The organism is Pseudomonas sp. G5(2012), assembly GCF_000408945.1.
Classification (GTDB): Bacteria; Pseudomonadota; Gammaproteobacteria; order Pseudomonadales; family Pseudomonadaceae; genus Aquipseudomonas; species Aquipseudomonas umsongensis.
Map to the genome: position 1 here is coordinate 13357 of NZ_APIO01000026.1, position 24078 is coordinate 37434.

The window sequence follows — 24078 nt, forward strand, 5'->3', positions numbered from 1 at the left end:
TGCAGCACTTGAGTCCCTGGAGGTCTTACATGATCGACATCCGTCAATTGCGCTACTTCGTCGCCGTCGCCGAGGAAGAACACGTCGGTCGCGCCGCCGAACGCCTGCACATTTCCCAGTCGCCCCTGAGCCGGCAGATCGCCCAGCTCGAAGAACGCCTGGGCCTGACCCTGTTCGAGCGCAGCCAGCAACGCATCCGCCTGACCCGCGACGGCCAGACCTTCCTCGCCGAAACCCGCGCCCTGCTGACCCACGCCAACCGCCTGGAATCCCTCGGTAAACGCCTGGGGCGTGGCGAAGAAGGCGGCCTGTGCATCGGCTACATCGAAAACGCCATGCACGCCGGCGTCTTGCCCAATGCCTTGCGCGTGCTGCGTGTAAGCCGCCCGAACGTGCACATCGCGCTGTACAACCAGAGCTCCGCCGAACAACTCGAAGGCCTGCGTCAGCGTAGTCTGGATATCGCCCTGGTCAGTGAGCCGCCGACCGATGACGACCCTGACCTGCTGGGTTTCCAGGTGCTGGACGACCCTATGCTGCTGGCACTGCCCGAGCACCATCCGCTGGCCCGAAAGACCGTGCTGACCCCGCAAGATCTCGCCGATCAGGAGTGGATTGGCGTGCAACACCACCAGAATGTCAGCAGTCGCGAAAACTTCGTCAGCGCCTGCATCCGCGCAGGCTTCACCCCGGATATCCGTATGGAAGCCACCGGCCCTTTCACTGCGATGGCGCTGGTAGCGTCAGGACTGGGCATCGCCATGATTCAGAAAGGCTTGAGCCGCAACGCCCCCCCGGGCGTGGTACTGCGGGAAGTGCCGTGGATTGCCCTCACCAGACCATTGTGGGCGGCGTGGCACCGGATCAATCTGCGGCCGTTGGTGGAGACGTTCAGGAAGGTGCTGACGGAGTCGGAGCCGTTGCCCGCATAGGGCCGAAATCTCTGTGTGGCGAGGGGATTTATCCCCGTCAGGGCGCGAAGCGCGCCTCAATACTATAAACCGCGAAATACACCCTTCAAGTCGCCTGGCCTGCCGTCTTCTCTAGCAAACTCGTTCCTACAAGGTTTGGTGCTTTACTGAAAAGGTTCCCAACCCCAGCGAGCCTGCACCATGAACCGCAACGACCTACGACGCGTGGACATGAACCTGTTGGTGATTTTCGAAACGCTGATGTTCGAGAAGAACCTCACTCGGGCCGGCGAGAAGCTGTTCCTCGGCCAGCCTGCCGTCAGTGCGGCACTTGCGCGGTTGCGCGATCTGTTCGACGACCCGCTGCTGGTGCGTAACGGCCGGGTGCTGGAGCCGACGCCGCGGGCGTTGGTGATTCTCAAGGAGCTGCAACCGGCCATGGACACCATTTCCGGGGCGGTCAGTCGGGCCAAGGATTTCGACCCGTCCATCAGCCGCGATGTGTTTCGCATCGGCCTGTCCGACGATGCCGAGTTCGGCCTGTTTCCGCCGCTGCTCAAGCAGATTCGCGAAGAAGCGCAGAATGTCGTGGTGGTGGTGCGCCGGGTCAATTACCTGTTGATGTCGTCGATGCTTGCCAGCGGTGAGATTTCCGTCGGCATCAGCTACACCACGGAGCTGCCGGCCAACGCCAAACGCAAAAAGCTTCGGGACCTGAGCGTCAAGGTGCTGCGTGGCGATGACAAGCCCGGCCCCCTGACCCTGGATGAATTCTGCGAGCGTCCCCACGCGCTGGTGTCGTTTTCCGGGGACTTGAGCGGCGCCATCGACAATGACCTGGCGCGCATCGGCCGCTCCCGCCGCGTGGTGCTGGCAGTGCCGCAGTTCTCGGGCCTGCGCGCCCTGCTGGCGGGTACCGACATGCTGGCCTCGGTGCCCGATTACGCCGCCTGCGCGCTGATCGAGGGCAGCAGCCTGTTGCGTGCCGACGACCCACCGTTCGAGATCAACCTGTCCGAACTGTCCATGGTCTGGAACGGCGTCAACGATAACGATCCGGCAGAACGTTGGTTGCGCTCGCGAATAGTGGAGCACATGTCGGCGCCACTGCCGGGGCATTGAGCGCGTTGAAGTGCGGGTCGGTCTCGCGCAGGTAGATCGGCATGTCCGTCATCGGCGGCATGGCCGGGATCTCGAAGTACATCTGGATCACCCAGCCACGGTGGTAGCTGGCGTGGTTGACCACGTGCATCAGCATCGCGCCGGCAGTCATGGTGCCGCTTTCGCCGGAAACGAAAGTGAACCTCAAGGGTTTGTCCAGCGAGGCATCGGTCTGCCTTGCGCTCCAGTTGCAGTACCAGCGATCCACGTCCTGTTGCGCCAGGCGCAGCACCGCCAGTTCAGGATGTACCAGTTCATGGGAGGTCTTGAAGCCGTGCCCTCGGCCTTCGAGGTGAGCCTGCCAGATACGGTCCACCACATAGATGTGATTGAGTGTGCCGATCATGTTCTTGAAGACCCCGGCGCGTTCTTTTTCGACTTCGCCGGGTGGCAATAGCGCCAGGTTATCGAAGAGGCGCTGGTTGGCCCATTGTTTGTAATCGGCAAGCATGCGGGCAGTGCGTACGTTGATCATCAGATGTCTCCGATGGCGAAGAGCACATCTTCCAAGGATAGCGCTATCTGCGCGTTGCGGTGCGGGCACTGATTATCGGTCACCCCGCACCTGCACCTTTACCTTTACCTTTACCTGTAGGAGCGAGCATGCTCGCGATGGACTCGAATACTGCGTTGGGTGTCAGCCAGCCAGCGTCATCGTTGACGACCATCGCGACGGTGCGACGATTCGACATGCTCGCTCCTACAGGTGCAGGGTGTTCATCACGTGCGCGGCCAACGCCAGGCAACTGGTCAGGCCTGGTGATTCGATGCCGAACAGATTGACCAGCCCGGGAATGCCATGCTCGGCGGGGCCACTGATGCGAAAGTCGGCGGCCGGCTCGTTCGGGCCGCTGATTTTCGGGCGAATGCCGCTATAGGCCGGTTGCAGGCTGTCATTCGGCAAGCTCGGCCAGTAACGGCGGATCGCCGCGTAAAAGCCGTCGGCCCGGGCTGGATCCACGCGGTAATCGACCCTGTCGACCCATTCCACATCCGGCCCGAAACGCGCCTGACCAGCGAGGTCTAGGGTCATGTGCACACCCAGGCCGGCGCTTTCCGGTGCCGGGTACACCAGATGGCGGAACGGCGCGCGGCCACTGAAACTGAAATAGCTGCCCTTGCACAATCGCGCCTGGGGAACGTATTGCGTTGGCAGGCCAGCGATTCGGCTTGCCACTTCCGGCGCGGACAATCCCGCACAGTTGATCAGCTCGCGGCAGCTCAAGGTCATGGGCTCGGCGCCACCCATGTGCAACTCGAAACCCTGTTCACTGCAGCGCGCCGACAACAGCGGCGTGTGAAAGGCCAGCGATGCGCCCCAGGCCTCGGCATCGGCCTGCAACGCCAGCATCAGGCCATGGGAGTCGACAATGCCGGTGGATGGCGACCACAGCGCGGCAACACAGGACAATTCAGGCTCCAGCGCCCGCGCCTGAGCGGCCTCCAGCCATTGCAGGTCATCGACGCCATTGCGCCGGCCCTGCTCGAGCAAACCCTGCAAGGTCACACGCTGCGCATCATCGATGGCGACGATCAGCTTGCCCAGCCGACGATAATTGACGCCGTGGTCGTCGCAGAAGGCGTAAAGGCGTTGCTTGCCCTCCACGCACAACCGCGCCTTGAGACTGCCACTGGGGTAGTAGATACCGGCGTGGATCACCTCGGAATTGCGTGAACTGATACCCACGCCAATCCCTTCGCCGGCCTCGACCAGGATCACTTCGCGTCCGCCCATGGCCAGGGCCCTGGCCACCGCCAGCCCGACCACACCAGCCCCGACCACCACGCAGTCGACATCAACGCTCATCAAACCAGCCCTCGCTCACGGTAATCGATCAGGCTGGAGAATATCGCCAGCAGCATGGCCATGACCACGAAGAAGATCAGCACCAGGAAATACGAGCCGGTGAACTGCACGATCAAACCGATCAGGATCGGCACGATCACCCCCGCCATATTGCCGCAGAAGTTCATGGTGCCGGCCAGCACACCGGTTTTCGACGTGCCGCCGAGGATCGATGGAATGCACCAGTACATGCCGCACCAGCGAATGAAAAACATCGCCACGCACAGCAGGCCGATCGCCTGGCTGGCCTCGGAGGCGTACGCCGTTCCCAGCATGCACAGCGCCGCCACCAGTGCCGAACCGCTGAACATGCTGCGCATTACCAGGTTGGGCGAGGCGCCGCTGGATTTCCACTTATCTCCCAGGTAGCCGCCGACCAGTTCGCCGACGAAGCCGCACATGAAGATCAGGAAAGTCGCGCCACCCATGCCGGAAATGTTCAGGCCGTGGGTCTGGTGCAGGTAGCTCGGCATCCAGGTCAGCAGGCCGTAGAACACGCTGAGGATGCAGCAGTAACCGGCGAACATCGCCAGCACCGAACGGTCCTTGAGCAGTTCCTTGAACGGGATGCTGGTGACCGCGCCGGGCTTGTTGACCGTGGCGTTGCCCTCGGTGATGTGCGCCAGTTCCGCGGCATTGACGCCGGGGTGTTCGCTGGGGTGGTTGCGAATGTACTTCCAGGCCAGCACACCGGCGAGCATGGTGCCGACCCCGGCGATCACGAACGCGATGCGCCAGGAGTCGAACCAGCCGATCAGCCCGGCAATGATAATCGCGCCGAAGGCACTGCCCAGCGGCGCACCGCCGTCGACCAGTACCGCGCCGCGTCCGCGTTCGTTGGGCGTCAGCCACGCGCCGTTGAGCTTGGCGCCGGCGGGCATGATCGGCGACTCGGCAATGCCCAGGCCCATGCGGGTGAGCAACAGGGTGATCCAGTTATGCGCCCCGGCGGCCAGGGCCTGGAAGGCGCCCCAGGCCACCGTCGCAACGACGATGACGCGGCGGGTATGGAAGCGATCCAGCAGCATGCCGCCGGGGATCTGCATCAAGGCGTAGGACCAGAAAAACGCGCTGAGCATCAGGCCCTCGAGGGCCGGCGGGATCTGGAACTCGCTGGATATCAGCGGCAACGCCACCGACAGCGAGGCGCGGTCGATGTAGTTGATCGCGGTCAGCAACAACATGATGAGGAAAATTCGCCAGCGCACGTTGGTGGCACGCATCGTTGCGTTTGCTGCTGGCAACGCCAGGCTTTCGGCACTCGGATTGTTCATGTGGGGCGCTCTTATTGTTGTGGAACAAGCGGCCCCACTCTAATCACGCCCCCGAGTGCTGAATAATGATGGGATCTGATTGGGGGATCACCGGATGTCATCCCCTGGAAATGCCTGAAGGATTTGTGTTGGATCAATGGCCTCTTCGCGGGCAAGTCGAAGGGGCCGGATGAGTCAACACCAAACCGGAAGACTAGTCAGAACGTTCCCGGGTAACTGCCACCATCGAGCAACAGGTTCTGCCCAGTGAGAAAACCGGACTGGGCACTGCAAATGAATGCGCAATAAGCACCGAACTCATCGGGCTGGCCGAAGCGTTGGGCCGGGACGTTTTTACGCCGTTGCTCGGCGATGCTTTCGACGCTGGCGCCCTTGGCTTCGGCGGCGGCATTGAGGGTCTTGTGCAGCCGTTCGGTCTCGAACGGCCCCGGCAGCAGGTTGTTGACGGTGACGTTGTTGCCGGCCAAGCGGGCCTGGCGCGCCAGCCCGGCGATGAAACCGGTCAAGCCACTGCGGGCGCCGTTGGACAACCCCAACACATCGATCGGCGCTTTCACGGCGCCTGAGGTGATGTTGACGATGCGTCCGAAACCGCGCTCGGCCATGCCATCGACACAGGCCTTGATCAGCTCGATGGGCGTGAGCATGTTGGCATCCAGCGCCTTGAGCCAGTCTTCGCGCTGCCAGTCGCGAAAATCCCCCGGTGGCGGCCCGCCGGCGTTGTTGACCAGGATATCCACCTGCGGACACGCCGCCAGCACCTGTGCGCGCACCTCAGGTGTGCTGATGTCCCCGGCCACTGTGCGCACTTCGATGTTCGGCGCCAGAGTGCGCAGCTCAGTGGCCGCCGCCTGCAAGGTGTCGTTACCACGGGCATTGATCACCAGGTTCACGCCCTCCTTCGCCAAGGCCCGCGCACAGGCCAGGCCCAAGCCCTTGCTGGCGGCGCAGACGATGGCCCAGCGCCCCGAAATACCCAAATCCATGACGATGCTCCTGACGGTTGGAAAGGCTCACGTTACCACCGTGCACCCGCCACTCGGGGGATGACAAAGGGTGATCGCTGAATCAGGTCTTTTCATTATCGACAGGCGGCGGTGCTCATTACTGTTTCGGGACCCAATAAGAAACCGGAGACACACATGAACCCGTTCCAGTTCTATTTCCCCACAACCTTGAAAAGCGGCAACGGCCTGGCGCGTCAGGCCGGCGCATTGCTCAAGCCCCATGTTGGAAAAAAACTGCTGGTGGTCACCGACGAAGGCTTGATGGCATCGGGAGTGATGGAGAGTTTTTTCGCCTCGCTGGCCGAGCGTGACATTGGCTACGAAGTGTTTGCCGGCGTCGAACCCAACCCCACCACGGATGTGCTGGAGCGCGCCGTAGCCTTCCTGAAAAACCACGAATGCGACGCGGTGATCGGCGTAGGTGGCGGCAGCAGCATCGACACCGCCAAGGGTGTCGCGGCCATGGCCACCAACCCCGGTAACATTCTCGACTACGAGGGCTACGACAAACTGCTGCACCCGCCCCTGCCGATCTTTGCCATTCCCACCACCTCGGGCACCGGCAGCGAGTGCACGGCGTCCACGGTGTTCACCAACACCAAAACCCTGTTCAAGACCGTGATCATCAGCCCGGCACTGTTTCCAACACTGGCGATTCTCGACGCCGAACTGACCCTCAAGCTGCCGCCGTCGATCACCGCGGCCACCGGCATGGACGCACTGACCCACGCCATCGAATCCTACGTCTCGAAGCAGGCCAATCCGGTCAGCCAGGCCCTGGCCCTGCAAGCGATCAAGATGATCTGCTCCCACCTGCCGAAAGCCTTTTTCAGCGGCTCCGATTTGCACGCCCGGGAGCAGATGTTGCTCGGTTCGTTCCTCGCCGGCGTCGCCTTCGCCCAATCGAAACTGGGCAACGTGCATGCGATCTCCCACACCTTCGGCGGCGTGTTCAACATCCCCCACGGCATCGCCAACGCGACGCTGTTGCCCTACGTCATCGAATACAACCTGCCGGCCTGCCCTGAACTGTTCCGCGAGATCGCCATCGCCATGGGCGAAGACGTCAGCGGCCTGAGCCCCGCCCATGCCGGTCACAAAGTGGTGGAGCACGTGATGGCGCTGAACAAGGCCATCGGCATTCCCGACAACATCAAGGACCTGGGGGTGGACCTGGACTACATGCCGCAAATGGTCAGCGACTCGATGCGCAGCGGCAACGTGCTGGTCAACCCGCGCCTGACCCAGGCTTCCGACATCGAGCGGATCATCGGCAACGCCTTCCACGGCCTTCATTCCTGAGAGAGAGAACCCCTATGTTCTACGAGATGCGCACCTACACCCTGCAGATCGGCAAGATGCAAACCTACCTCAAGCACTTCGAGGAAAACGGCCTGCCGGTGATCTCCCGCTATGCCACGCTGGTGGGCTGGTGGTACACCGAAATCGGCGAGCTTAACCAGGTGATTCACATCTGGGCCTACGAGAGCCTGGACGAACGCATCAAGAAACGCGCCGCGCTGTACCAGGACCCCGACTGGCTCGAAGGCTTCGTGCCGATCGCATTCCCCATGCTGGAAAAGATGGAGTCGAAACTGCTGATGCCGGCGCAGTTTTCGCCGATCAAATAATCTTTCTGACAAACAACACTAAACCTGTGGGAGCGGGCTTGCCCGCGATAGCGGTGTGTCAGTCAGCAAAAATTTCGACTGACACTCCCTCATCGCGGGCAAGCCCGCTCCCACAGGGGACTGCGCAAGCCGCTCGAACAAGGACAGATCCCATGTGCGACCACAACACCAACAACACCGCCGCCGACCGTTCTCCCGACATCAAGGCCTTGCTCGAAGGCCTGCCCACCAACTGGGGCAAATGGGGGCCGGACGATGAGGTCGGCGCCCTGAACTACCTGCAAAGCGCCGAGATCCTGCGCGGTATCGGCGCCGTGCGCCAGGGCAAGACTTTCACCCTGCAAGTGCAGATCGGCCATCCCAAGGGTGAGCCGCTGTGGCCTGGCCGACGCCCGTCAATGCGGGTCAACGTATTGGACAAAGGCCACTTCCTGGCCGGCAAGACCCACTTCGACGGCCATGTCGAATACGCCGACGACGTGATCTTCATGCACCTGCAAGGCTCGACCCAATACGACGCCCTCGGCCACGTCTGGCACGACAACAAACTGTGGAACGGCTACGACGCCATGAGCACCATCGGTGGCATGGACAAGGCCAGCATCCTGCCGATTGCCGAGCGCGGGATTGTCGGGCGCGCGGTGCTGATCGACATGGCCCGCCATCGCGGCAAAGCGGTGCTGGACAAGGGCGAAACCTTCAATCACCTCGACCTGCTGGCCGCTGCGAAGGCCCAGGGTATCGAAATCCAAAAACGCGACATCCTGATCATCCGCACCGGCTGGATCGGTTCATTCTATGAGCGCGAACCGGATGAGTTCTACAAGGATTTCGCCGAGCCGGGCCTGACCTTCAGCCGGGAGCTGGTGGAGTGGTTTCACCAGATGGAAATCCCCAACCTGGTGACCGATACCATGGCCAACGAAGTGGCGGTCGACCCGGCCACAGGGGTGTTGATCCCGCTGCACAACGCCTTGATGCGCAACCTTGGCGTGACCTTCACCGAAGTCGCGATGCTCGATGAGCTGGCCAGCGATTGCGCCGAAGACGGTCAGTGGCAGTTCCTCTACACCGCCGCGCCGCTGAAGATCGTGGGCGGCACGGGGGCGCCGGTGAACCCGATCGTCATCAAGTAAGCAGATCCCGCTGCAATTCGTTGATCAGCAGGGTCGCCGCCGGAGACAAATCGGCGCCCGCCCGGCTGATCACGCCATAAGGCTCGATCAGCGCACGCATCGACACCGGCAGCTTCACCAGCAACTCGTGTTGCTCGCAGAACTGCGCCACTTCCACCGGGATTACCGCCAGCAACGTCGGGTCCTGTTGCACCAGCAAAATGGTGGCGAAGGTCGACGAGGTTTCCAGCGGATACCGCGGAATTTCCAGCCCCGCCTCGTTCAGTTCGCGCTCCAGGGCCTGGCGCATCGGCATGTCCTTGGGATAGACCACCCAGCGGTAATCGCTCAATTGCGCCAGCTGCAACGACTCGGTACGGGCCAGCGGATGATCCTTGCTGGCGACCACGGCCAAGGGCTCTTCGCTCAGTTCAATGCAGTCATAGGCGTCAGAGCGCTGGCCGACGCTGGTCCGACAGATCGCCAGGTCCAGTCGCCCCTGATCCAGCAGCCCAAGCAAGGTCGCGCTGGTGTTTTCCACCAGCTCCACCGACAGCTCCGGTTGCTTGAGCCGCAGCTCGGTCAGGGCCCGGGTCAGCAGCGGCACCGCCCCCATGATCACCCCCACCGACAACCGCCCGCCCTGCCCCTGCATGATGCTGAGCATTTCCTCGCGCAGATGCTCCACATCGCTGTAGATCAGCCGTGCATAACGAATCATGCAACGCCCCATTTCATTGGCCACCAGGCCCTTGGGCTGGCGCTCGAACAAGGGCATGCCGAGCAGTGACTCGACCTCATGCAGGGCCTTGGTGGCGCCGGACTGGGAAATCGAAATCTGCTCGGCGGCCTTGTGCAGGGAGCCGCGGTCATCCAGTGCGATCAACAAGCGCAGTTGCTTGAGGCGCAAGCGTGAAGCGATGCTGCCAAGGGAAGGAACCATATCGGTGTGTGCTCGATTCAATGTGCAATCCATCAAGGCCCACGCCAGCCGCGCCGACGTGGGCGGCGGGTCAGTTCAGGGGCAACCGGCTCCACTGGCCATCGACCAGTCGATCGAGACCCAGCGGGTTAGCGTTTTGCAGCGCGGGCGGCAGGTACTCATCAGGATAGTTCTGGTAGCAAACAGGGCGCAGGAAGCGATCGATGGCCAGGCTGCCGACCGAGGTGCCACGCGCATCCGACGTCGCCGGATAAGGCCCGCCGTGGACCATCGCATCGCTGACTTCGACGCCGGTGGGATAACCGTTGAGCAGCAAGCGCCCGACCTTGTCCTCCAGCAACGGCAGCAGACCACTGAAGCGATCCAGATCCGCAGGTTCTGCAATCAGCGTGGCGGTCAGCTGTCCGTGCAAACGGTCGAGCACCGCGCGCAACTGCGGCTGGTCAGCTACCTCGACCACCACCGTGGCCGGGCCGAATATCTCTTCCTGCAACAGCGCATCGCCGTCGAGCAACAGCTGCACATCGGCCTTGAACAACTGCGGCTGCGCCTTGGAATGTTCTTGCGGCTGACCGGCCAGGTGATCGACAAGGTCGTGCGCAGCGATGTGCGCAAGTCCTGCGCGATAACTGTTGAGCGCGCTTGTGTTGAGCATGGTCTGGGGCGGTTGGCTGCCCATGTTCTGTGCGAAGGCTTGCAGGAACTCGCTGAACTGCGGCGAGCGCAGACCGATGATCAAGCCGGGGCTGGTGCAGAACTGGCCACAGCCAAGGTTGACCGAGGCCGTCAGCTCCTCGGCAATTTTCTGGCCTCGTTGGCCCAAGGCTTCAGGCAGTACGATCACCGGGTTGATGCTAGACATCTCGGCGAACACCGGGATCGGTTGCGCCCGCGCAGCGGCCAGATCGGCCAGGGCCCGACCGCCCTTGAGCGAGCCGGTGAAGCCCACGGCCTTGATGCCATCGGCCATGACCAGCGCCTGGCCCACGCCGGCGCCGTAGATCATGTTGAACACCCCCGACGGCATGGCCGTGCGTTGCGCCGCGCGAACGATGGCACCCGCCACCCGCTCGGCCGTCGCCATGTGCCCGCTGTGGGCCTTGAACACCACCGGGCAACCGGCGGCCAGGGCCGAGGCGGTGTCGCCGCCGGCGGTGGAAAACGCCAGGGGAAAGTTGCTTGCACCGAACACCGCCACCGGACCGACGCCGATGCGGTACTGACGAATATCCGGCCGTGGCAACGGCGTGCGTTCAGGCAGCGCCTGGTCGATCCGCGCAGCGAGAAAATCACCACGGCGCAGTACCTGGGCAAACAGGCGCAGTTGGCCGCTGGTGCGACTGCGTTCACCGCGAATCCGCCCCTCGGGCAACGCGGTTTCCTGGCAGACCAGAGCGGTGAAATCATCCCCCATGTCATCGATTTCCTCGGCGATGGCGTCGAGAAATTCGGCCCGGCGCAAAGGCGACAGCTGGCGAAACGGCGCAAACGCGCGCGTTGCCGCCGATACCGCCAGCTCGACTTCCTGCTCGGTGGCCTGATGGAAAACATACGGCAGCGCATGGCCGGTGCTGGCATCGACGCTGTGCAGGGTCTCGCGGCCCAGGGCACTGCGCTGCCCATCGATGAACTGCTGGCCCAAAATATCGGACATCAAAAATCTCCCTCGCCTGCGCTCGGCAGGCGATGACTCGAATGAAAGGGATGCGCCAAAAACGCACGCTTCACTCTATGGGCCGGGGTCAGGGGCAAACAAATGACAACAACGGGCCGGGGGATGAGCGTTTGTCATCCCCCGGCTTGGTGCTGCCTTTCAGCGAATCGCCACCGGGTTGATGTTGACCTGGGTCGAGCCCCTGTACAGCGGCTGTCCGAGCACGAACATGAAGGTCCAGGCCTTGTCCCGCACCAGCGCGCGGCTGTCGATCAGCTCAAGGTTGTAGATGCCGTTTTTCGCCAGCATGAACTGGTTGACCGGGAACTCCTGGCCGTCGGTGCCAGGGTAGATTTCCGAGGCCCAGGTATCACCGCCGAACGCGACGATCTGCTTGCCCGCCAGCCATTTGGCCGCCGCCATGCCGATGCCCGGCTCCACAGCGAGGAATTTCTCGTTGTCTTTGCCCAGCAGCTCCAGCCAACCGGTATTGAACAGCACCACATCGCCCTTCTCGATGCTGACGCCTTGCAGATCCAGGGCTTTCTGGATATCGGCGACAGTGAACTCGGTTTTCTCCGGTACGATGGCGCTGCCATACACGGCGGTCATGTCCAGCACCACGCCACGGGTGACGATGGGCGGGACTTTTTCGATGCCGAGTTTTTGCACCCCTTCCACGGTCACGAAGTCCGCCGCGCGGTTGCCGTTGTAGTAGACGTTGTCGATGCCAATGTGGCCGATGCCGTTGAGTTGGGTGCCGACCCCGGTCCAGCCCACCACCAGTTCATCGTTGAAGGTGAATTTGTTGGGGCCCATGGTGGTACCGCCCGCTTCCCCCGGCTGGACGTTGGTCAGGTGAAAACTGCGATGCCGGAACGCCGGCAGGTTTTTATCGATGGGCACGGCCAACGGGTAGGTCTTGCCGGTCTTGATCAGCTTGGCGGCGTTGAGTACCGAGTTGGCATCGAGCAGGTTCAACGCACCGATTTCGTCATCGGTGCCGTACTTTGAGGGGTACCATTTTTCGCCATCGGCGGCGTTTGCGGCGTTGAAGGTGAGCAGCAGGGCAAAAGGCAGGGCCAATCGATTGAACATGAAGGAGGTCCGCGTCTGGTTTCAGTGAACCCAAGGTACGCAGCCCTTTTGTGCGGAAACAGACAGCCATGGACAATACAATTGTTCTGGATTGTCACGAGTGGCCGTACTTGCAGTTTTGCCGGGCGAGTGACATAAAACCCTGAAATCCGGACAGCCGACCAGCTGCGATAACGCTTATACCGTTTGCGAATTATCATTATTCCAACGCGTCAAACCAGAAGCCTATGAACGATATCGCCAGCTCTCCCGATTCACCGTCTGACCAACCGCGCCTGATTGTCTTCCTCGCCTACCCCGAAATGGGCCTGCTCGACCTGACCGGCGCACAAACCGTGTTCTGGGCGGCCTCGCGCTACCTCAACAGCAGCAATCTGCCCGGCTACACCCTGCAGACCGCCAGCCTGAACGGCGGCCTGATCCACACCGCAGAGGGCCTGGCCGTCGACACCGTGCCCTTGAGCACCTTCGATGACCAGACGATCGACACGCTGATCGTTCCCGGTGCCCCGGCGATTATCCTGGCGATGAACAACACCCTGGGCCTGGTCGACTGGCTCAAACAGGCGTCCACCAAAGCCAGGCGCACCGCTTCGGTGTGCAGCGGTACGTTCCTGCTGGCCGAGGCCGGATTGCTCGAAGGTCGGCGCGCCGCCACCCATTGGGCGATGTGCGGCCTGCTCAAGGAGCGCCATCCATCCATCGAAGTCGACAATGATGCGATCTTTGTCCAGCAGGATTCAGTCTGGACCTCCGCCGGGGTCAGCGCCGGCATCGACCTGGCGCTGGCGCTGGTCGAAGAAGATGGCGGACGTGAGCTCGCACTGCTGACAGCGCGGGAAATGGTGGTGTTCCTCAAGCGCCCCGGTGGCCAGGCCCAGTACAGCCAGTTGCTGCAATCGCAAACCAGCGAAGGTGCGGCCTTCGACGACTTGCATTTGTGGATCACGCAGAACCTGTCTGGCGCCAACCTCACCGTCGAGACACTCGCCCAACAGGTTCAAATGAGCCCGCGCAACTTTGCCCGGGTCTACAAACTCAAGACCGGCCGCACGCCGGCCAAGGCCGTGGAAGTGCTGCGCGTGGAAGCTGCGCGACGCTTGCTGGAGGATTCGGAGCGCAACATCGATCAGATTTCCCGGTTGTGCGGCTTCGGGGATGAAGAGCGCATGCGCCTGACCTTTCAACGCAACCTCGGGGTTTCGCCGCGGGATTATCGCAACCGGTTTTCGCGCTGAAAACCTGCCAGGGGAACTCCTGACGACCGCCATGCATCCTAAAGGGTGAGAGACTTCCTTTTTGCTTCACGTCTTCAGAGGACACCGTCATGCGCCGTCTGATTATCATTTCTTCCCTTTTGCTGTGCTTACCTGTCGGCTCCGCGATGGCCGATGTGGATGCAAAGGATGTCGCCACGTCGGCCGGGGTTTCCGCCTCGCTGTATTCGACGTTCAAGGATGACAAACTGATGATTCCCGCCCGGGATGACGCCTCCAGCTTCGTGGCCAGTGGCGGCGCGATTCGTGGCGTTTATCTGGAGCAGGTACTGCAGCGGATTCGCCAACAGCATCCTGACCTCAACAGCGCCAGCGACGAAGACCTGGCTCGCGCAATTCTTGTCCAGGAAGGCGTTCCGGCTGGCCAGTAATGTCAGTAATGATCTATGTAGCGCGGTGTTGTTGATGGCCCCATCGCGGACTTGCCCGCGATGGGGACCAAAAGAGCACAGTCAAGCTATCGATAACGCGCTGCTGCCGTGGAATTGCCGAACAGCCCGGACAGCACTTGGCGCTGCGCTTCGTAGCGATCCCACTGCTCCCCGTCGTGTAATCCCGGAATGGTCACCACTTCCCCCTTCTCCAGCCCCACCAGTGCGGCATCGACCATTTCTTCGGCGGACATCACAATCTCCTGCGGCAAATTCTCCACCGGGTTGCCGGCCTCGCTCCAGAAGTCGGTGGCGGTCGCGCCTGGCAGCACGGCCTGGATACGAATGCCTTTATCCGCCAGTTCCCGGTGCATCGATTGGCTCAGGCCCAGGACAAATGCCTTGGTCCCGCCATACACACCATTGAGGATTTCCGGGGCGATGGCGACGATCGACGAAATGTTGATCACGGTCCCGGCACCGCGTTCGACGAAGCCCGGTATCGTCGCATAGGCCAGGCGTGTCAGCGCGGTGATGTTGAGGCTGATCATGTCTTCCATGTCATCCACGGGGCTGCCGAGCAACGGCATGACCGCGCCAACTCCAGCGTTGTTGACCAACAACGTGATGCTCGCGTCACTTCGCAGTATCTGTTCGACCCGCAACAAGTCGGCCTTGTCTTTCAGATCCGCGGCGACCACTTCCACATTACGGCCGGTCTGGTCGCTCAGCCGGTTGGCCAGCGTGATGAGTTTTGCCTGACTGCGCGCGACCAGGATCAGGTCGTAACCCTGCCGGGCGAGACGGTCGGCATACACCGCGCCGATGCCCGAAGAGGCGCCAGTGACCAGTGCAGTGCCTTTGGAGGAGAGAGTCATGTTCATTTTCCTTCACAGTGAGGCGAGACAATCGCCAGTCAGGAACTGTTATAAAGGGACTCGTGTCCGTCGCAAATGACGTTTAACCTACGTTTTTAGGACATCTGTTTTGAGGATTGGGCGATGATCAGCGTGGCGTTTGTGGTGTTCGAGGGTTTCCAGTCCATGGCGCTGGCTGCCATGCCGGTATTCGAATATGCCAATTTCAGTGCTGGGCAAGCCCTGTATGACGTGCGTGTACTGTCCGAAGACGGCCGCACCTTGCGCGCTTCTGGTGGCCTGAATGTTGGCACCGAGGCGTTCGACGAGCGGGTGTTCGATACGGTGATCGTGGTGGGCGGCGACACCATCCTCGAGCAGGCGCCCGAGGGTGTACTCGACTACGTGCGTGCCAGTGCCAGGACCGCCCGCCGTACCGCGTCGATTTGCTCTGGAGCCTTTGTCATGGCCCAGGCCGGATTGCTTGAGGGCCGGCGGGCTACCACGCATTGGGCTTATGCACGGCAACTGCAAGAACGCTTTCCATCGATCAAGGTTGAACCCGATCGAATCTACGTGATCGACGGCGCGATCTGGACCTCCGCCGGCATGACCGCCGGCATCGACCTGGCGCTGGCCATGGTCGAAAAGGATCACGGCGCCGAACTCGCACGTGCCGTAGCGCAGAAACTGGTGATGTACCACCGCCGTGCCGGCGGGCAATCACAGCACTCGGCGCTGCTGGAACTGGCGCCGAAATCCGACCGCATCCAGACCGTCCTCGCCTACGCTCGGGAGCACCTGGCGCAGACCTTATCGGTGGAACAACTGGCGCAAGTGGCGAGCCTCAGCTCGCGGCAATTCAGCCGTGCGTTCCGTACCGAAACCGGTCAGTCGCCCGCCAAGGCCATCGAGAACCTGCGCCTGGAGGCGGCACGGCAGATGCTTGAGGGTGGTCGCCTGACACTCGAGCAGATTGCCTTGGAAAGCGGGTTTATCGATCCTCGGCGCATGCGCGAGGCATTCCTTCGAACGTTCGGGCAACCACCGCAGGTGATCAGGCGCAATGCGCGATCAGCGGCACAATGATGATCGTTCCCCTGCTCCGCGTGGGAACGGTCGGCGCTACACTGGGAGTGTCGGGGGTATTGCCTATGAAAATCTCGGCCAAACTGGCGTTTTTCGCCATCGTCTCCACCCTCGCCTACCTCTTGCTGGCAATTTGGGGGCTGGGCGGCTTCGCGGCGTTTTTTTCCCATACCGCCTTGGTGGTGGTTGCCCTGGCGACGCTGGTCATGGCCATCGCTTCGCTGTTTACCGAGGTCAACCTGAGTTCCGGTGAGCGCGAGGACAGGGCCAATCGCTGGGTACTGCCAGCGTTCGGAGTGATCGGGTTATTGAGTGGTTTTTTCCCGGCCTACACCGACCGCATCGACTTCTGGACCTTCGGTGGCGAAGGCGTGCGTTGGCTCGGGGCGCTGCTCTTCATCATCGGCGGCGTGCTGCGAATGTGGCCGGTGTTCGTGCTCGGCAAACGCTTCAGTGGGCTGGTGGCGATCCAGCCGGGCCATCGCCTGGTGACCGACGGGATTTATCGTCGCTTGCGCAACCCCAGTTACCTGGGGATGTTGGTGATTGCCGTGGGCTGGGCGCTGGCGTTTCGTTCGGGGGTCGGATTGCTGCTGGCCGCGCTGACCGTGATTCCGCTGATCGCGCGGATTCATGCCGAGGAAGCATTGTTACGGGCGCAATTTGGCAGTGAATATGAGGCTTATTGCGCCCGGAGCTGGCGATTGATTCCGAAACTCTACTGAGACACACCCCCCACTGTGGGAGCGAGCCTGCTCGCGAAAGCGCAGTGCCAGGCAACGTTTATGTCGGCTGGAAGTCAGCGTTCGCGAGCAGGCTCGCTCCCACAGTGGATCGTGCGAAGTCGAATCACGCCGTGGGCGTCTAGGCGGGCAACGACCTCGTCATAATTTGCCAACGTGGCGTGCGCCGTCACAATCGGCTGCTCATGTGTCGCCGTGACAATCAGTAAATCCGCCCCCGCCGCCTCGGCTGCGAGAATGCCTACCGTTGCATCTTCGAAAACCAGGCAATCCGATATTTCAACACCCAGCCGCTGCGCAGCCAATCGATAACCGGCCGGGTCAGGTTTGCCAGCGGCGACATCTTCGGCAGTGACCAGCACAGCCGGCTCCGGAATCCCTGCGGCTGCCATCCGCCGCAACGCGAGCGCCCTCGGGGCGGAGGTCACGATGGCCCATTGATCGGCTGGCAAAGACTGGAGAAAGCGCGCCGCGCCCGCCACTTCTTCAACACCCCCGACATCCTCGATTTCCGCTTCGGTGATCCACGCCGCTTCGGCCTGGGCATCGACTCCGGGCAATGCCAGGCGATTGATGGTGTCGATGGCGCGGGCACCGTGAATGGTCGGCAGGAAGGTCTCGACATCGACGCCGTGACGCACGGCCCAAGCAGCCCAGACGCGCTCGGCGGCGGCAATTGACGTAAGGATGGTACCGTCCATGTCGAACAGGAAGGCACGGTAAGGAACGTTCAAGACGGATTCGGGAGCAGACAAAGGGTCCTTCCTATCTCAAGGATCTGATGGGATGCCCCGAGAAATGTACACGATCGAACGAACTGTCGCAGGCTGCGATTTTCAAGATCGAAAGATCGAGAGATCGTCCGAACGCGGCCCGAGCCTGCGGCAGCTCCTACAGGGGACGGCGTGATTTCAGTGCGCCGTCCACGCAATCAAGCAATTGACCCACCGCCCAGGGTTTCTTGATAAACGAGACATTATGCCGGACCCCGGAAGTTGCAGGGGTTTCGAAGCCGGACATGATCATGATCGGTTTGTCCGGCCAACGATCTCCGAACAGATTGGCCAGGTCCGCGCCGTTGAGCGTTCCCGGCATGGTGATGTCCGTGAGAAGCATCCCGACTTCGGGTGCGTGGCTCTGCAAATACTCCGATGCGGCGTCCGCGCTGGTTTGCGCTTGCACTACATAGCCTTCCTCTTGAAGAATTTCGCAAAGAAACTCCAGGATCAGCGGGTCGTCCTCAACCACCAGAATCAACCCGCCATGAAGCTGTCCGCCCGCTGTCGATTCTCGACTCATGACCTTGCCGCTCCCTGATCACACCAGTTTATATGCGGGCTTGAAATCCGCTACCTACAGGTATGAGCGGCAGTCTCTGCGGAAATTCATTTTTGATACAAACAGACGACGAAATCGGTGTTTGCGAGACGTTTACCGGGACATCGGGTCTTTTTTCATAGCGTCCTTGGACATGGCGTCTTTCTTCATGCTGTCCTTGCTCATGGCATCCTTGGACATGGTGTCCTTGCTCATCGTGTCCTTGGCCATCGAATCCTTTTTCATGACGTCCTTATGCATGGCGTCCTTGGACATCGAGTCTTTGCTCATGCTGTCCTTGCTCATCGTATCGCCAGCAAAAACACTGGCAGCGCCGATGGCCAGGCACATGGACAGAACAACAGTGGTCAACTTTTTCATGGTGAAACTCCTTGATGCATGGGGTGTGGACGGGGGAATTGCCGGGGTTGCGTCAGCTGCCACCGAACCAGTTGTAGCCCTGGTCTTCCCAGTAGCCGCCGCTGTAGGTGTTGCTGACGAAAATCGCCTGGATGTGCTTGGGATTCTTGTAGCCGAGCTTGGTGGGCATGCGCAGTTTCATCGGGAAGCCGTATTCGCGCGGTAGCACAGCGCCATCATAGGTCAGCGTCAACAGGGTTTGCGCATGCAGTGCGGTGGCCATGTCGATGCTGGTGTAGTAATCGTCGGCGCACTTGAAACCGACGTATTTGGCGTCTGTATCGGCCCCGACCCGTTTCAGGAAATCGCTGAAGCGCACACCGCCCCAACGACCGATCGCGCTCCAGCCTTCGACGCAGATATGCCGGGTGATCTGCTCGGTTTGCGCCATGGCGCGCAGCTCTTCGAGCCGCCAGGTGCGCTTGTCCGTCACCAGGCCGGTGACCTCCAGCCGATAGCTCTCCTCCTCCACCGTCGGCGCTTCGTCGATGCCGTAGAAGGCATTGAACGGAAATGGCCGGGTGATCATCGACGCCGGGTAGGTCGGCGCCATGGCATTGGGGTTGAACAGCCAGCCTTGCACCCGGTCGTTGAAGCGCGACATGGCGGACAACGCGGTCTCGACGCTGTCGTTGTCGGTGAGGTTGCAACCGGACAACATGGCCACGCCGCCCAGTGTCAAGCCACGCAGCAGGAACGAGCGGCGCGAGCGGTCTTCGATCTGCGGGGCGAGGATTTTACGGGCGTCGGTCAGGATGGATGACTCATCCAGCCCGGCGTCTTGAATGGGCTTTTTCATATGGGCTCCTTGCGACCGACAATCATGGCCAACAGTGTTTTGGGAACCAGTGCCACCATCACCAGGTGGACCGCGACGAACGCCACCAACAGTGCCATCGCGATGAAATGTACATGGCGCGCACCTTCGTAGCCCCAGAGCAATTCACGCAACAGCGGGAACTGCACCGACTTCCACAGCACCAGCCCGGAGAGCACCAGCAGCGTGATATCGACCATCACGAACAGGTACGCCAGCCGTTGCACCTGGTTGTAATGATTCAGGTCGGCATGTCCCAGCTTGCCGCGCAACGCGGCCCAGAAGTCATGCAGCACGCCTTTGGGCGAGACCGGGAAAAAGCGCCGCTTCAGGCGCCCGCTGAACAGGTTGCAGGCCAGGTAGACGAGGCCGTTGACGGCCAGGAACCACATCGCCGCGAAGTGCCATTGCAGGGCGCCGCCCAGCCAACCGCCGAGGGTGATGCCTTTGGGAAAACTGAAATCGTAAAGCGGGGAAGCGTTGTAGATGCGCCAACCACTGGTGACCATGACCAACACGGCGAGTGCGTTGAGCCAGTGGGTCAGGCGCAGCCAGCGCGGATGAGATGAAACAGGTGGGCACGGCATGGTCGGCTCCCGACGGTTGATCGATGGAGCGATTATGTGAGCCGACAGATCGCCAAATCCTCACGTAAAGTTAAATTAATCGTGATAACTGCGCAGGTAGTGCGCCAAGTGTTTTCTCCGCCCATTACCCTCGCCATCAGATCAGGACGCAGTGCTGCAACATTAGGTGAGATGGGCCAGGCATTCTTCTCCAAGGCCCATCCACACATCGCCCAAATAACTTACTTACAGCCGGGTAACGAGTTTAATGTATTTTTGATACTTTCAATTTCACGCTCTACAAAACGATCCCTGCTAGCCACACGCCCCTCCAAGACATTAAGTATGCTCTGCGCCTTTTCAGTACTTCTGTTACTCGGCCATTCTTCATGAGAAAAACCGGTTGTCGGAGCCGAAATATTGTTTTCTGTGCCTGGGTTGAGCTGCCCCCTCATATTTGATATTTCCCGGGTGACTTCAGATGTAATTGAAGACCGGCTAGATGAACGACTTAACGTTCCAGGAGAGTTTATACCGGAGTCAAAACTTGTAGTGCTATCGTATCGCCCCCTGGTTAAGTCACCCGTTTTTTTAGACAATTGCACGCTACGCCAGCTATCTTCTTGTTCCTGTTTACGATTTGCATGATTCAACTTTGCCTTATCGGTTTCAGAGAGCGCAATTCCATTAAGTTGTCTGGACCATTCAACGCCCCTGTCTGCGCGGTTTTTTTCATACTTCTCCTGTTTCTCCGCTTGACTCTGCCTTAGCATATTTTGTCTCTCCCTTTCTTCCTGAACACGTTCATTCAAGAAATTTTTATAATCTCGGGCACCTGCATCAACTGAATACTTCTTCAGTTCAGCAGCCCCCTGATAAACTCTTCTTTTTACCCGCTCTTTTTCGGCACCTCTAACAGCGATATCAGAATTATCAGCTGCAATTTTTACTCTTCGCTGATCAGCAGTACCTATCAGCAAATTGATTGCCGCAGTGGCTCGCACCTCTTTATTAATATCGGCAAATATGTTAACAGTCTCGACTTTAACATCGAATATTCTTAGATAATCAGGAGGAAGAATATTCCGCGCTGCTTGTTCACCCATCGTCCCAGCGCGCACACAATTAGCTAGAGACTGCATCAAGCTATCTTTTATTTGCGCAGGCACCTGTGCTGCGCCCTGGGATGGAAAACGAGTATTAAAATAATAGCCCGGAATCTTTAACAGTTCACTTGACTGATTAAAAACCTCAGAATTTATTGCTGTGGCTTGTACCGCAGGCGAGGCCTTTGCAAGCAGACTAGTAAACTCCAGCATGCGTCCAATTTGTATTGCCTTGATTTGCCCACCTGAATTCAAAGCAATGTTCAACTTTTTTTGTAATTCGGCGCTAGATGAACCAACAGTACCTGCAGGGTTACTCCCCGGTGCAGTGGGAGGGATGATTGCATTGGCCGAACCGGATGGCCTGTCTGGCTTTGTCTCATCCTCGCTATCACTGTCAGATGTTGCCCCAGATCGGATTGCTCCCGATAACGCGCCAGCGACCGCACCGGCTCCGCCTTTGTCTGGACCGTCTTCACCGAGTTTCTTGTCAAGAGCGTTGGCAATGGGAGCGCAAACTTCTTCTTGTGTAATGTGTTGTGCCGGCCCGCCGCCTTTCAAACCCGGATTTCCTGGCAATTGAGGCCGACCGTTTTTCGCCTGAATCTTATTAAAGATACTCAAATCGTTGCCATCCGAATCCGAATCCGAATCCGAATCCGAGTCGGTATCGGCATCACTCGAATTGGAGTAACACTCTTTCAAACGACGCTCCTCTGCCTCCGAGATCTGTATATACGCATTTAGCGTCTTCGTTTCAACTTCAGTCAACTCATCATGATCCTTAAATAGCTCCTCAGGAAGTATGCGCTTAACCGCTTCAGTTAAATTTCCAAAACGACGCTCAGCGATCGGTTTATAATGACCGCTGCCATTAGTCCAGAGCTTTAGCTGTCCATCTTCAAACAAAAAATCTCCCGCATAAAGTACATCCTTACCTTGGGCTAGCGAGCTGTGGCCTTCAACATAGTAGGGGTTATGATGTCGATATTCATTTAGCTCTCCTTTCGAATTCTGTTGGCCATTGTTCATACCACAATAAATACGATCAGGTTCATCTGGAAGGATGACATATGAGAAAACACCTTTCAGGTTGTACCTTCTTCCATTATCCTTGCGAACTAGCTCATATTTATCTTCATCATTTTTCGTCACATAAAATATTTGACCGGACACCGCTTCTTTTTCCACATGAAAATCAGGAATTTGCGGTATCGGCACCATAAGCTCTGTCAAAATGCTCTCATCACGAAACTTAACTTTAAGCGCAGGACTCTTATCAAATAATTTCTCAATGACAGTCTCTTTGAGTGGATACCTATAGCCCGCCCCCTTGAGTTTATCCAAACCGGACGCTATGTAGGTTATGAATGTATTTTTACGCTTCTCGAATGGATTCACCTTGCCCAAATTCGGATTGATATGTTTATCGAACCCTAGGGTATAGGCTCTAATAGCCGCAAATTCTTCCTGAGAAATAATAGGCGCCACCCCTGACTCCTGATACAACTTGTTAATCTCTTCGGGACTACCCACCATCTTTTCAGCTTCATTTCCCCCTAGATTAAAATCACGAAACATCTCGTAGAACAAACCTGTCAACATTGGCGAAACCGATGCGTCAACTGGTTCTAAATTTGTAGTAGGCGGCTGTACAAAACGTCCATATAGCGGCACTTCTTGATTACCAGTTCTTGAAGTATCATCGGTTCCTTGTGGTGAAGAGGTGGGAGTTGAGTCGGTAGAAAATAGTTTGTCACTCCACAACTTCGGATCCTGTTCCCACGGAGCGGAAACTGTTTTATTATTTTTATAAAACTTGACAGCATCGCCCAATTGCGCTCTGCATCGATACAAATGTCGCAACTCCTCAGCCGTTATTCCGCCTGCTTTTAAATCCTTATTACCAACCACACTTCCCATCTCAATATCATCCAAAAAAATGTGCAGGTAGGCTGTTGGCCCACCGCCACTTTTTTGCTGAACAAACTCATCAATCATACTTTTACTTTTATTAGAAAAGAGATAGGTGGCAGACTCGTGAATCCGTCGCCACGCCTCTCCTCCAGAAAACTTTCCCTGAATTTTTTCTGTTTCGAGCAGGCCGAATGCGTGGGCGTAACGAGGATGCCTGCTTAAATCTGAAAACAATTCATCCAAGCTTTTATCTGAAAGTTCGGAACAATCTTTATTAGTACCTCCGCCCTCTTTGCCTTTCTCTTCCAGCTCAACAATATAATCAAAAACTCCAGAAACAAATGCTATAACACCCTCCACGGAGGCAGTGGATGTTACATCCGACAAAGCAGTTTTGTCAGCTTTGATATTTTCACTTCCAACCGTTTCATCCCTGCCTGATTTCTTACGTCGTTGTTCTTCCTTCACGACGATAACCAGCGCGTCCTCCACATCAAGTATCGTATCTGGCTTGTCGTTTACCTTTGAGACTGGCGTGCCTTCAAAATCATAGGCTTCAGGCTGTTCGGCCATTATGTTAAACGCGACCCTCAGGTTTTCCAGCAGACGGGCTGGCGTCCATGCGGGATGTTCCTTGCTGGTAACCGAAGGCAGACCTAATATACGATCCCCTTTGGCTTCAGAAAAAGAAGAGCAAAAATTTTCTTCCGGCACTGCTTTCGTAGAGACTGTTTCGTTAGTTTTAGCTTGAACACTTTGAATGTTTGCGGAGCTGGAAGAACTGCGAGAAGGGAACATGCTATTTATTTCCACCGTCAATTTATGCAGATTTTTTAATGCCGCGAACTGGTTTGTTACGCAGTTTGAACTCCCCCTCAATGACAGCAACTCTGTTATTGTATCTAAATATTTGATACCGCCACCTATTTTTACCTTTATGAAAAGTCAAGCAATATCA

24 protein-coding genes are annotated in these 24078 nt (G+C 58.8%); 9 read left to right on the plus strand and 15 right to left on the minus strand.

All coding sequences use genetic code 11. The features are described 5' to 3' along the window. Window positions 1-29 precede the first annotated feature (29 nt). A complete protein-coding gene (locus PG5_RS08710) occupies window positions 30-932 on the plus strand; it encodes a LysR substrate-binding domain-containing protein (protein ID WP_020796737.1) in 903 nt (300 codons plus the stop codon). Window positions 933-1112: 180 nt separating this feature from the next. Then, window positions 1113-2033, plus strand: a complete 921-nt coding sequence (locus tag PG5_RS08715) for a LysR substrate-binding domain-containing protein (protein ID WP_020796738.1) — start codon at window positions 1113-1115, stop codon at window positions 2031-2033. On the opposite strand, the gene PG5_RS08720 is transcribed toward PG5_RS08715, so the two are convergent. The 5 genes from PG5_RS08720 to PG5_RS08735 form a co-directional block, all read right to left on the minus strand. Next, window positions 1954-2547: a DinB family protein gene (locus tag PG5_RS08720; RefSeq protein WP_033044551.1), complete on the minus strand. Its 594-nt coding sequence runs from the start codon at window positions 2545-2547 to the stop codon at window positions 1954-1956. The genes PG5_RS08715 and PG5_RS08720 overlap by 80 nt on opposite strands. 79 nt (window positions 2548-2626) lie before the next feature. Next, window positions 2627-2764, minus strand: coding sequence for a hypothetical protein (locus PG5_RS34410; RefSeq protein ID WP_020796739.1), 138 nt, complete (start codon window positions 2762-2764; stop codon window positions 2627-2629). Between the two features lie 8 nt (window positions 2765-2772). Continuing rightward, on the minus strand, window positions 2773-3879 hold the full coding sequence (locus tag PG5_RS08725) for an NAD(P)/FAD-dependent oxidoreductase (protein ID WP_020796740.1): 1107 nt from the start codon (window positions 3877-3879) through the stop codon (window positions 2773-2775). Then, window positions 3879-5192: an MFS transporter gene (locus PG5_RS08730; RefSeq protein WP_020796741.1), complete on the minus strand. Its 1314-nt coding sequence runs from the start codon at window positions 5190-5192 to the stop codon at window positions 3879-3881. The genes PG5_RS08725 and PG5_RS08730 overlap by 1 nt, the downstream gene beginning before the upstream one ends. Window positions 5193-5389: 197 nt before the next feature. Then, complete coding sequence (locus PG5_RS08735) at window positions 5390-6178, minus strand: SDR family oxidoreductase (protein ID WP_020796742.1); 789 nt, start codon at window positions 6176-6178, stop codon at window positions 5390-5392. 156 nt (window positions 6179-6334) lie between these two features. On the opposite strand from PG5_RS08735, the gene PG5_RS08740 reads away from it, so the two are divergent. The 3 genes from PG5_RS08740 (at window position 6335) to PG5_RS08750 (ending at window position 8966) form a co-directional block, all read left to right on the plus strand. After that, complete coding sequence (locus PG5_RS08740) at window positions 6335-7501, plus strand: iron-containing alcohol dehydrogenase (protein WP_020796744.1); 1167 nt, start codon at window positions 6335-6337, stop codon at window positions 7499-7501. A gap of 14 nt (window positions 7502-7515) precedes the next feature. Continuing rightward, the gene (locus PG5_RS08745) at window positions 7516-7830 is read left to right on the plus strand and encodes an NIPSNAP family protein (RefSeq protein WP_008054497.1); all 315 of its coding nucleotides are present in this window, start codon (window positions 7516-7518) and stop codon (window positions 7828-7830) included. A 152-nt stretch (window positions 7831-7982) separates the two neighbouring features. Next, window positions 7983-8966 carry a cyclase family protein gene (locus PG5_RS08750; protein ID WP_020796745.1) on the plus strand — a complete coding sequence of 328 codons (984 nt, stop codon included), beginning with the start codon at window positions 7983-7985 and terminating at the stop codon, window positions 8964-8966. Here the strand turns inward: PG5_RS08750 and PG5_RS08755 are convergent. The 3 genes from PG5_RS08755 to PG5_RS08765 form a co-directional block, all read right to left on the minus strand. After that, window positions 8959-9888 carry a LysR family transcriptional regulator gene (locus PG5_RS08755; RefSeq protein WP_020796746.1) on the minus strand — a complete coding sequence of 310 codons (930 nt, stop codon included), beginning with the start codon at window positions 9886-9888 and terminating at the stop codon, window positions 8959-8961. The two genes, PG5_RS08750 and PG5_RS08755, sit on opposite strands and share 8 nt — an antisense overlap. Before the next feature lie 70 nt (window positions 9889-9958). Beyond that, window positions 9959-11542 carry an aldehyde dehydrogenase (NADP(+)) gene (locus PG5_RS08760; RefSeq protein WP_020796747.1) on the minus strand — a complete coding sequence of 528 codons (1584 nt, stop codon included), beginning with the start codon at window positions 11540-11542 and terminating at the stop codon, window positions 9959-9961. A 159-nt stretch (window positions 11543-11701) separates the two neighbouring features. Continuing rightward, entirely contained in the window at window positions 11702-12640 is a 939-nt protein-coding gene (locus tag PG5_RS08765; RefSeq protein WP_020796748.1) for a cyclase family protein, read from the minus strand. A gap of 227 nt (window positions 12641-12867) precedes the next feature. On the opposite strand from PG5_RS08765, the gene PG5_RS08770 reads away from it, so the two are divergent. Both PG5_RS08770 and PG5_RS08775 read left to right on the plus strand, forming a co-directional pair. Continuing rightward, entirely contained in the window at window positions 12868-13878 is a 1011-nt protein-coding gene (locus PG5_RS08770; protein WP_020796749.1) for a GlxA family transcriptional regulator, read from the plus strand. Between the two features lie 89 nt (window positions 13879-13967). Next, on the plus strand, window positions 13968-14288 hold the full coding sequence (locus PG5_RS08775; protein WP_033044188.1) for a DUF2388 domain-containing protein: 321 nt from the start codon (window positions 13968-13970) through the stop codon (window positions 14286-14288). Window positions 14289-14374: 86 nt separating this feature from the next. On the opposite strand, the gene PG5_RS08780 is transcribed toward PG5_RS08775, so the two are convergent. Then, a complete protein-coding gene (locus tag PG5_RS08780; RefSeq protein ID WP_020796751.1) occupies window positions 14375-15166 on the minus strand; it encodes an SDR family oxidoreductase in 792 nt (263 codons plus the stop codon). A 123-nt stretch (window positions 15167-15289) separates the two neighbouring features. On the opposite strand from PG5_RS08780, the gene PG5_RS08785 reads away from it, so the two are divergent. Further along, window positions 15290-16234: a GlxA family transcriptional regulator gene (locus PG5_RS08785; protein WP_020796752.1), complete on the plus strand. Its 945-nt coding sequence runs from the start codon at window positions 15290-15292 to the stop codon at window positions 16232-16234. A 65-nt stretch (window positions 16235-16299) separates the two neighbouring features. Next, window positions 16300-16959, plus strand: coding sequence for an isoprenylcysteine carboxylmethyltransferase family protein (locus tag PG5_RS08790; RefSeq protein WP_020796753.1), 660 nt, complete (start codon window positions 16300-16302; stop codon window positions 16957-16959). Between the two features lie 74 nt (window positions 16960-17033). On the opposite strand, the gene PG5_RS08795 is transcribed toward PG5_RS08790, so the two are convergent. From PG5_RS08795 to PG5_RS08820, 6 genes are all read right to left on the minus strand, one after another. After that, window positions 17034-17732, minus strand: coding sequence for an HAD-IA family hydrolase (locus tag PG5_RS08795; RefSeq protein ID WP_020796754.1), 699 nt, complete (start codon window positions 17730-17732; stop codon window positions 17034-17036). 136 nt (window positions 17733-17868) lie between these two features. Next, window positions 17869-18276: a response regulator gene (locus PG5_RS08800; RefSeq protein ID WP_020796755.1), complete on the minus strand. Its 408-nt coding sequence runs from the start codon at window positions 18274-18276 to the stop codon at window positions 17869-17871. Window positions 18277-18408: 132 nt separating this feature from the next. Further along, window positions 18409-18675 (minus strand): pentapeptide MXKDX repeat protein, encoded by a 267-nt coding sequence (locus tag PG5_RS08805; protein WP_020796756.1) that lies wholly within the window; start codon window positions 18673-18675, stop codon window positions 18409-18411. Between the two features lie 52 nt (window positions 18676-18727). Then, on the minus strand, window positions 18728-19513 hold the full coding sequence (locus PG5_RS08810; RefSeq protein ID WP_020796757.1) for a molybdopterin-dependent oxidoreductase: 786 nt from the start codon (window positions 19511-19513) through the stop codon (window positions 18728-18730). After that, entirely contained in the window at window positions 19510-20118 is a 609-nt protein-coding gene (locus tag PG5_RS08815) for a cytochrome b/b6 domain-containing protein (RefSeq protein WP_020796758.1), read from the minus strand. The genes PG5_RS08810 and PG5_RS08815 overlap by 4 nt, the downstream gene beginning before the upstream one ends. A 221-nt stretch (window positions 20119-20339) precedes the next feature. Further along, window positions 20340-23918, minus strand: coding sequence for a hypothetical protein (locus PG5_RS08820; protein ID WP_020796759.1), 3579 nt, complete (start codon window positions 23916-23918; stop codon window positions 20340-20342). Between the last annotated feature and the right edge of the window lie 160 nt (window positions 23919-24078).

Coding starts and splice junctions, on each gene's coding strand:
- PG5_RS08710 (WP_020796737.1), top strand. CDS start 30: ATGATCGACATCCGTCAATTGCGCTACTTCGTCGCCGTCGCCGAGGAA.
- PG5_RS08715 (WP_020796738.1), top strand. CDS start 1,113: ATGAACCGCAACGACCTACGACGCGTGGACATGAACCTGTTGGTGATT.
- PG5_RS08720 (WP_033044551.1), bottom strand. CDS start 2,547: ATGATCAACGTACGCACTGCCCGCATGCTTGCCGATTACAAACAATGG.
- PG5_RS34410 (WP_020796739.1), bottom strand. CDS start 2,764: ATGTCGAATCGTCGCACCGTCGCGATGGTCGTCAACGATGACGCTGGC.
- PG5_RS08725 (WP_020796740.1), bottom strand. CDS start 3,879: ATGAGCGTTGATGTCGACTGCGTGGTGGTCGGGGCTGGTGTGGTCGGG.
- PG5_RS08730 (WP_020796741.1), bottom strand. CDS start 5,192: ATGAACAATCCGAGTGCCGAAAGCCTGGCGTTGCCAGCAGCAAACGCA.
- PG5_RS08735 (WP_020796742.1), bottom strand. CDS start 6,178: ATGGATTTGGGTATTTCGGGGCGCTGGGCCATCGTCTGCGCCGCCAGC.
- PG5_RS08740 (WP_020796744.1), top strand. CDS start 6,335: ATGAACCCGTTCCAGTTCTATTTCCCCACAACCTTGAAAAGCGGCAAC.
- PG5_RS08745 (WP_008054497.1), top strand. CDS start 7,516: ATGTTCTACGAGATGCGCACCTACACCCTGCAGATCGGCAAGATGCAA.
- PG5_RS08750 (WP_020796745.1), top strand. CDS start 7,983: ATGTGCGACCACAACACCAACAACACCGCCGCCGACCGTTCTCCCGAC.
- PG5_RS08755 (WP_020796746.1), bottom strand. CDS start 9,888: ATGGTTCCTTCCCTTGGCAGCATCGCTTCACGCTTGCGCCTCAAGCAA.
- PG5_RS08760 (WP_020796747.1), bottom strand. CDS start 11,542: ATGTCCGATATTTTGGGCCAGCAGTTCATCGATGGGCAGCGCAGTGCC.
- PG5_RS08765 (WP_020796748.1), bottom strand. CDS start 12,640: ATGTTCAATCGATTGGCCCTGCCTTTTGCCCTGCTGCTCACCTTCAAC.
- PG5_RS08770 (WP_020796749.1), top strand. CDS start 12,868: ATGAACGATATCGCCAGCTCTCCCGATTCACCGTCTGACCAACCGCGC.
- PG5_RS08775 (WP_033044188.1), top strand. CDS start 13,968: ATGCGCCGTCTGATTATCATTTCTTCCCTTTTGCTGTGCTTACCTGTC.
- PG5_RS08780 (WP_020796751.1), bottom strand. CDS start 15,166: ATGACTCTCTCCTCCAAAGGCACTGCACTGGTCACTGGCGCCTCTTCG.
- PG5_RS08785 (WP_020796752.1), top strand. CDS start 15,290: ATGATCAGCGTGGCGTTTGTGGTGTTCGAGGGTTTCCAGTCCATGGCG.
- PG5_RS08790 (WP_020796753.1), top strand. CDS start 16,300: ATGAAAATCTCGGCCAAACTGGCGTTTTTCGCCATCGTCTCCACCCTC.
- PG5_RS08800 (WP_020796755.1), bottom strand. CDS start 18,276: ATGAGTCGAGAATCGACAGCGGGCGGACAGCTTCATGGCGGGTTGATT.
- PG5_RS08805 (WP_020796756.1), bottom strand. CDS start 18,675: ATGAAAAAGTTGACCACTGTTGTTCTGTCCATGTGCCTGGCCATCGGC.
- PG5_RS08810 (WP_020796757.1), bottom strand. CDS start 19,513: ATGAAAAAGCCCATTCAAGACGCCGGGCTGGATGAGTCATCCATCCTG.
- PG5_RS08815 (WP_020796758.1), bottom strand. CDS start 20,118: ATGCCGTGCCCACCTGTTTCATCTCATCCGCGCTGGCTGCGCCTGACC.
- PG5_RS08820 (WP_020796759.1), bottom strand. CDS start 23,918: ATGTTCCCTTCTCGCAGTTCTTCCAGCTCCGCAAACATTCAAAGTGTT.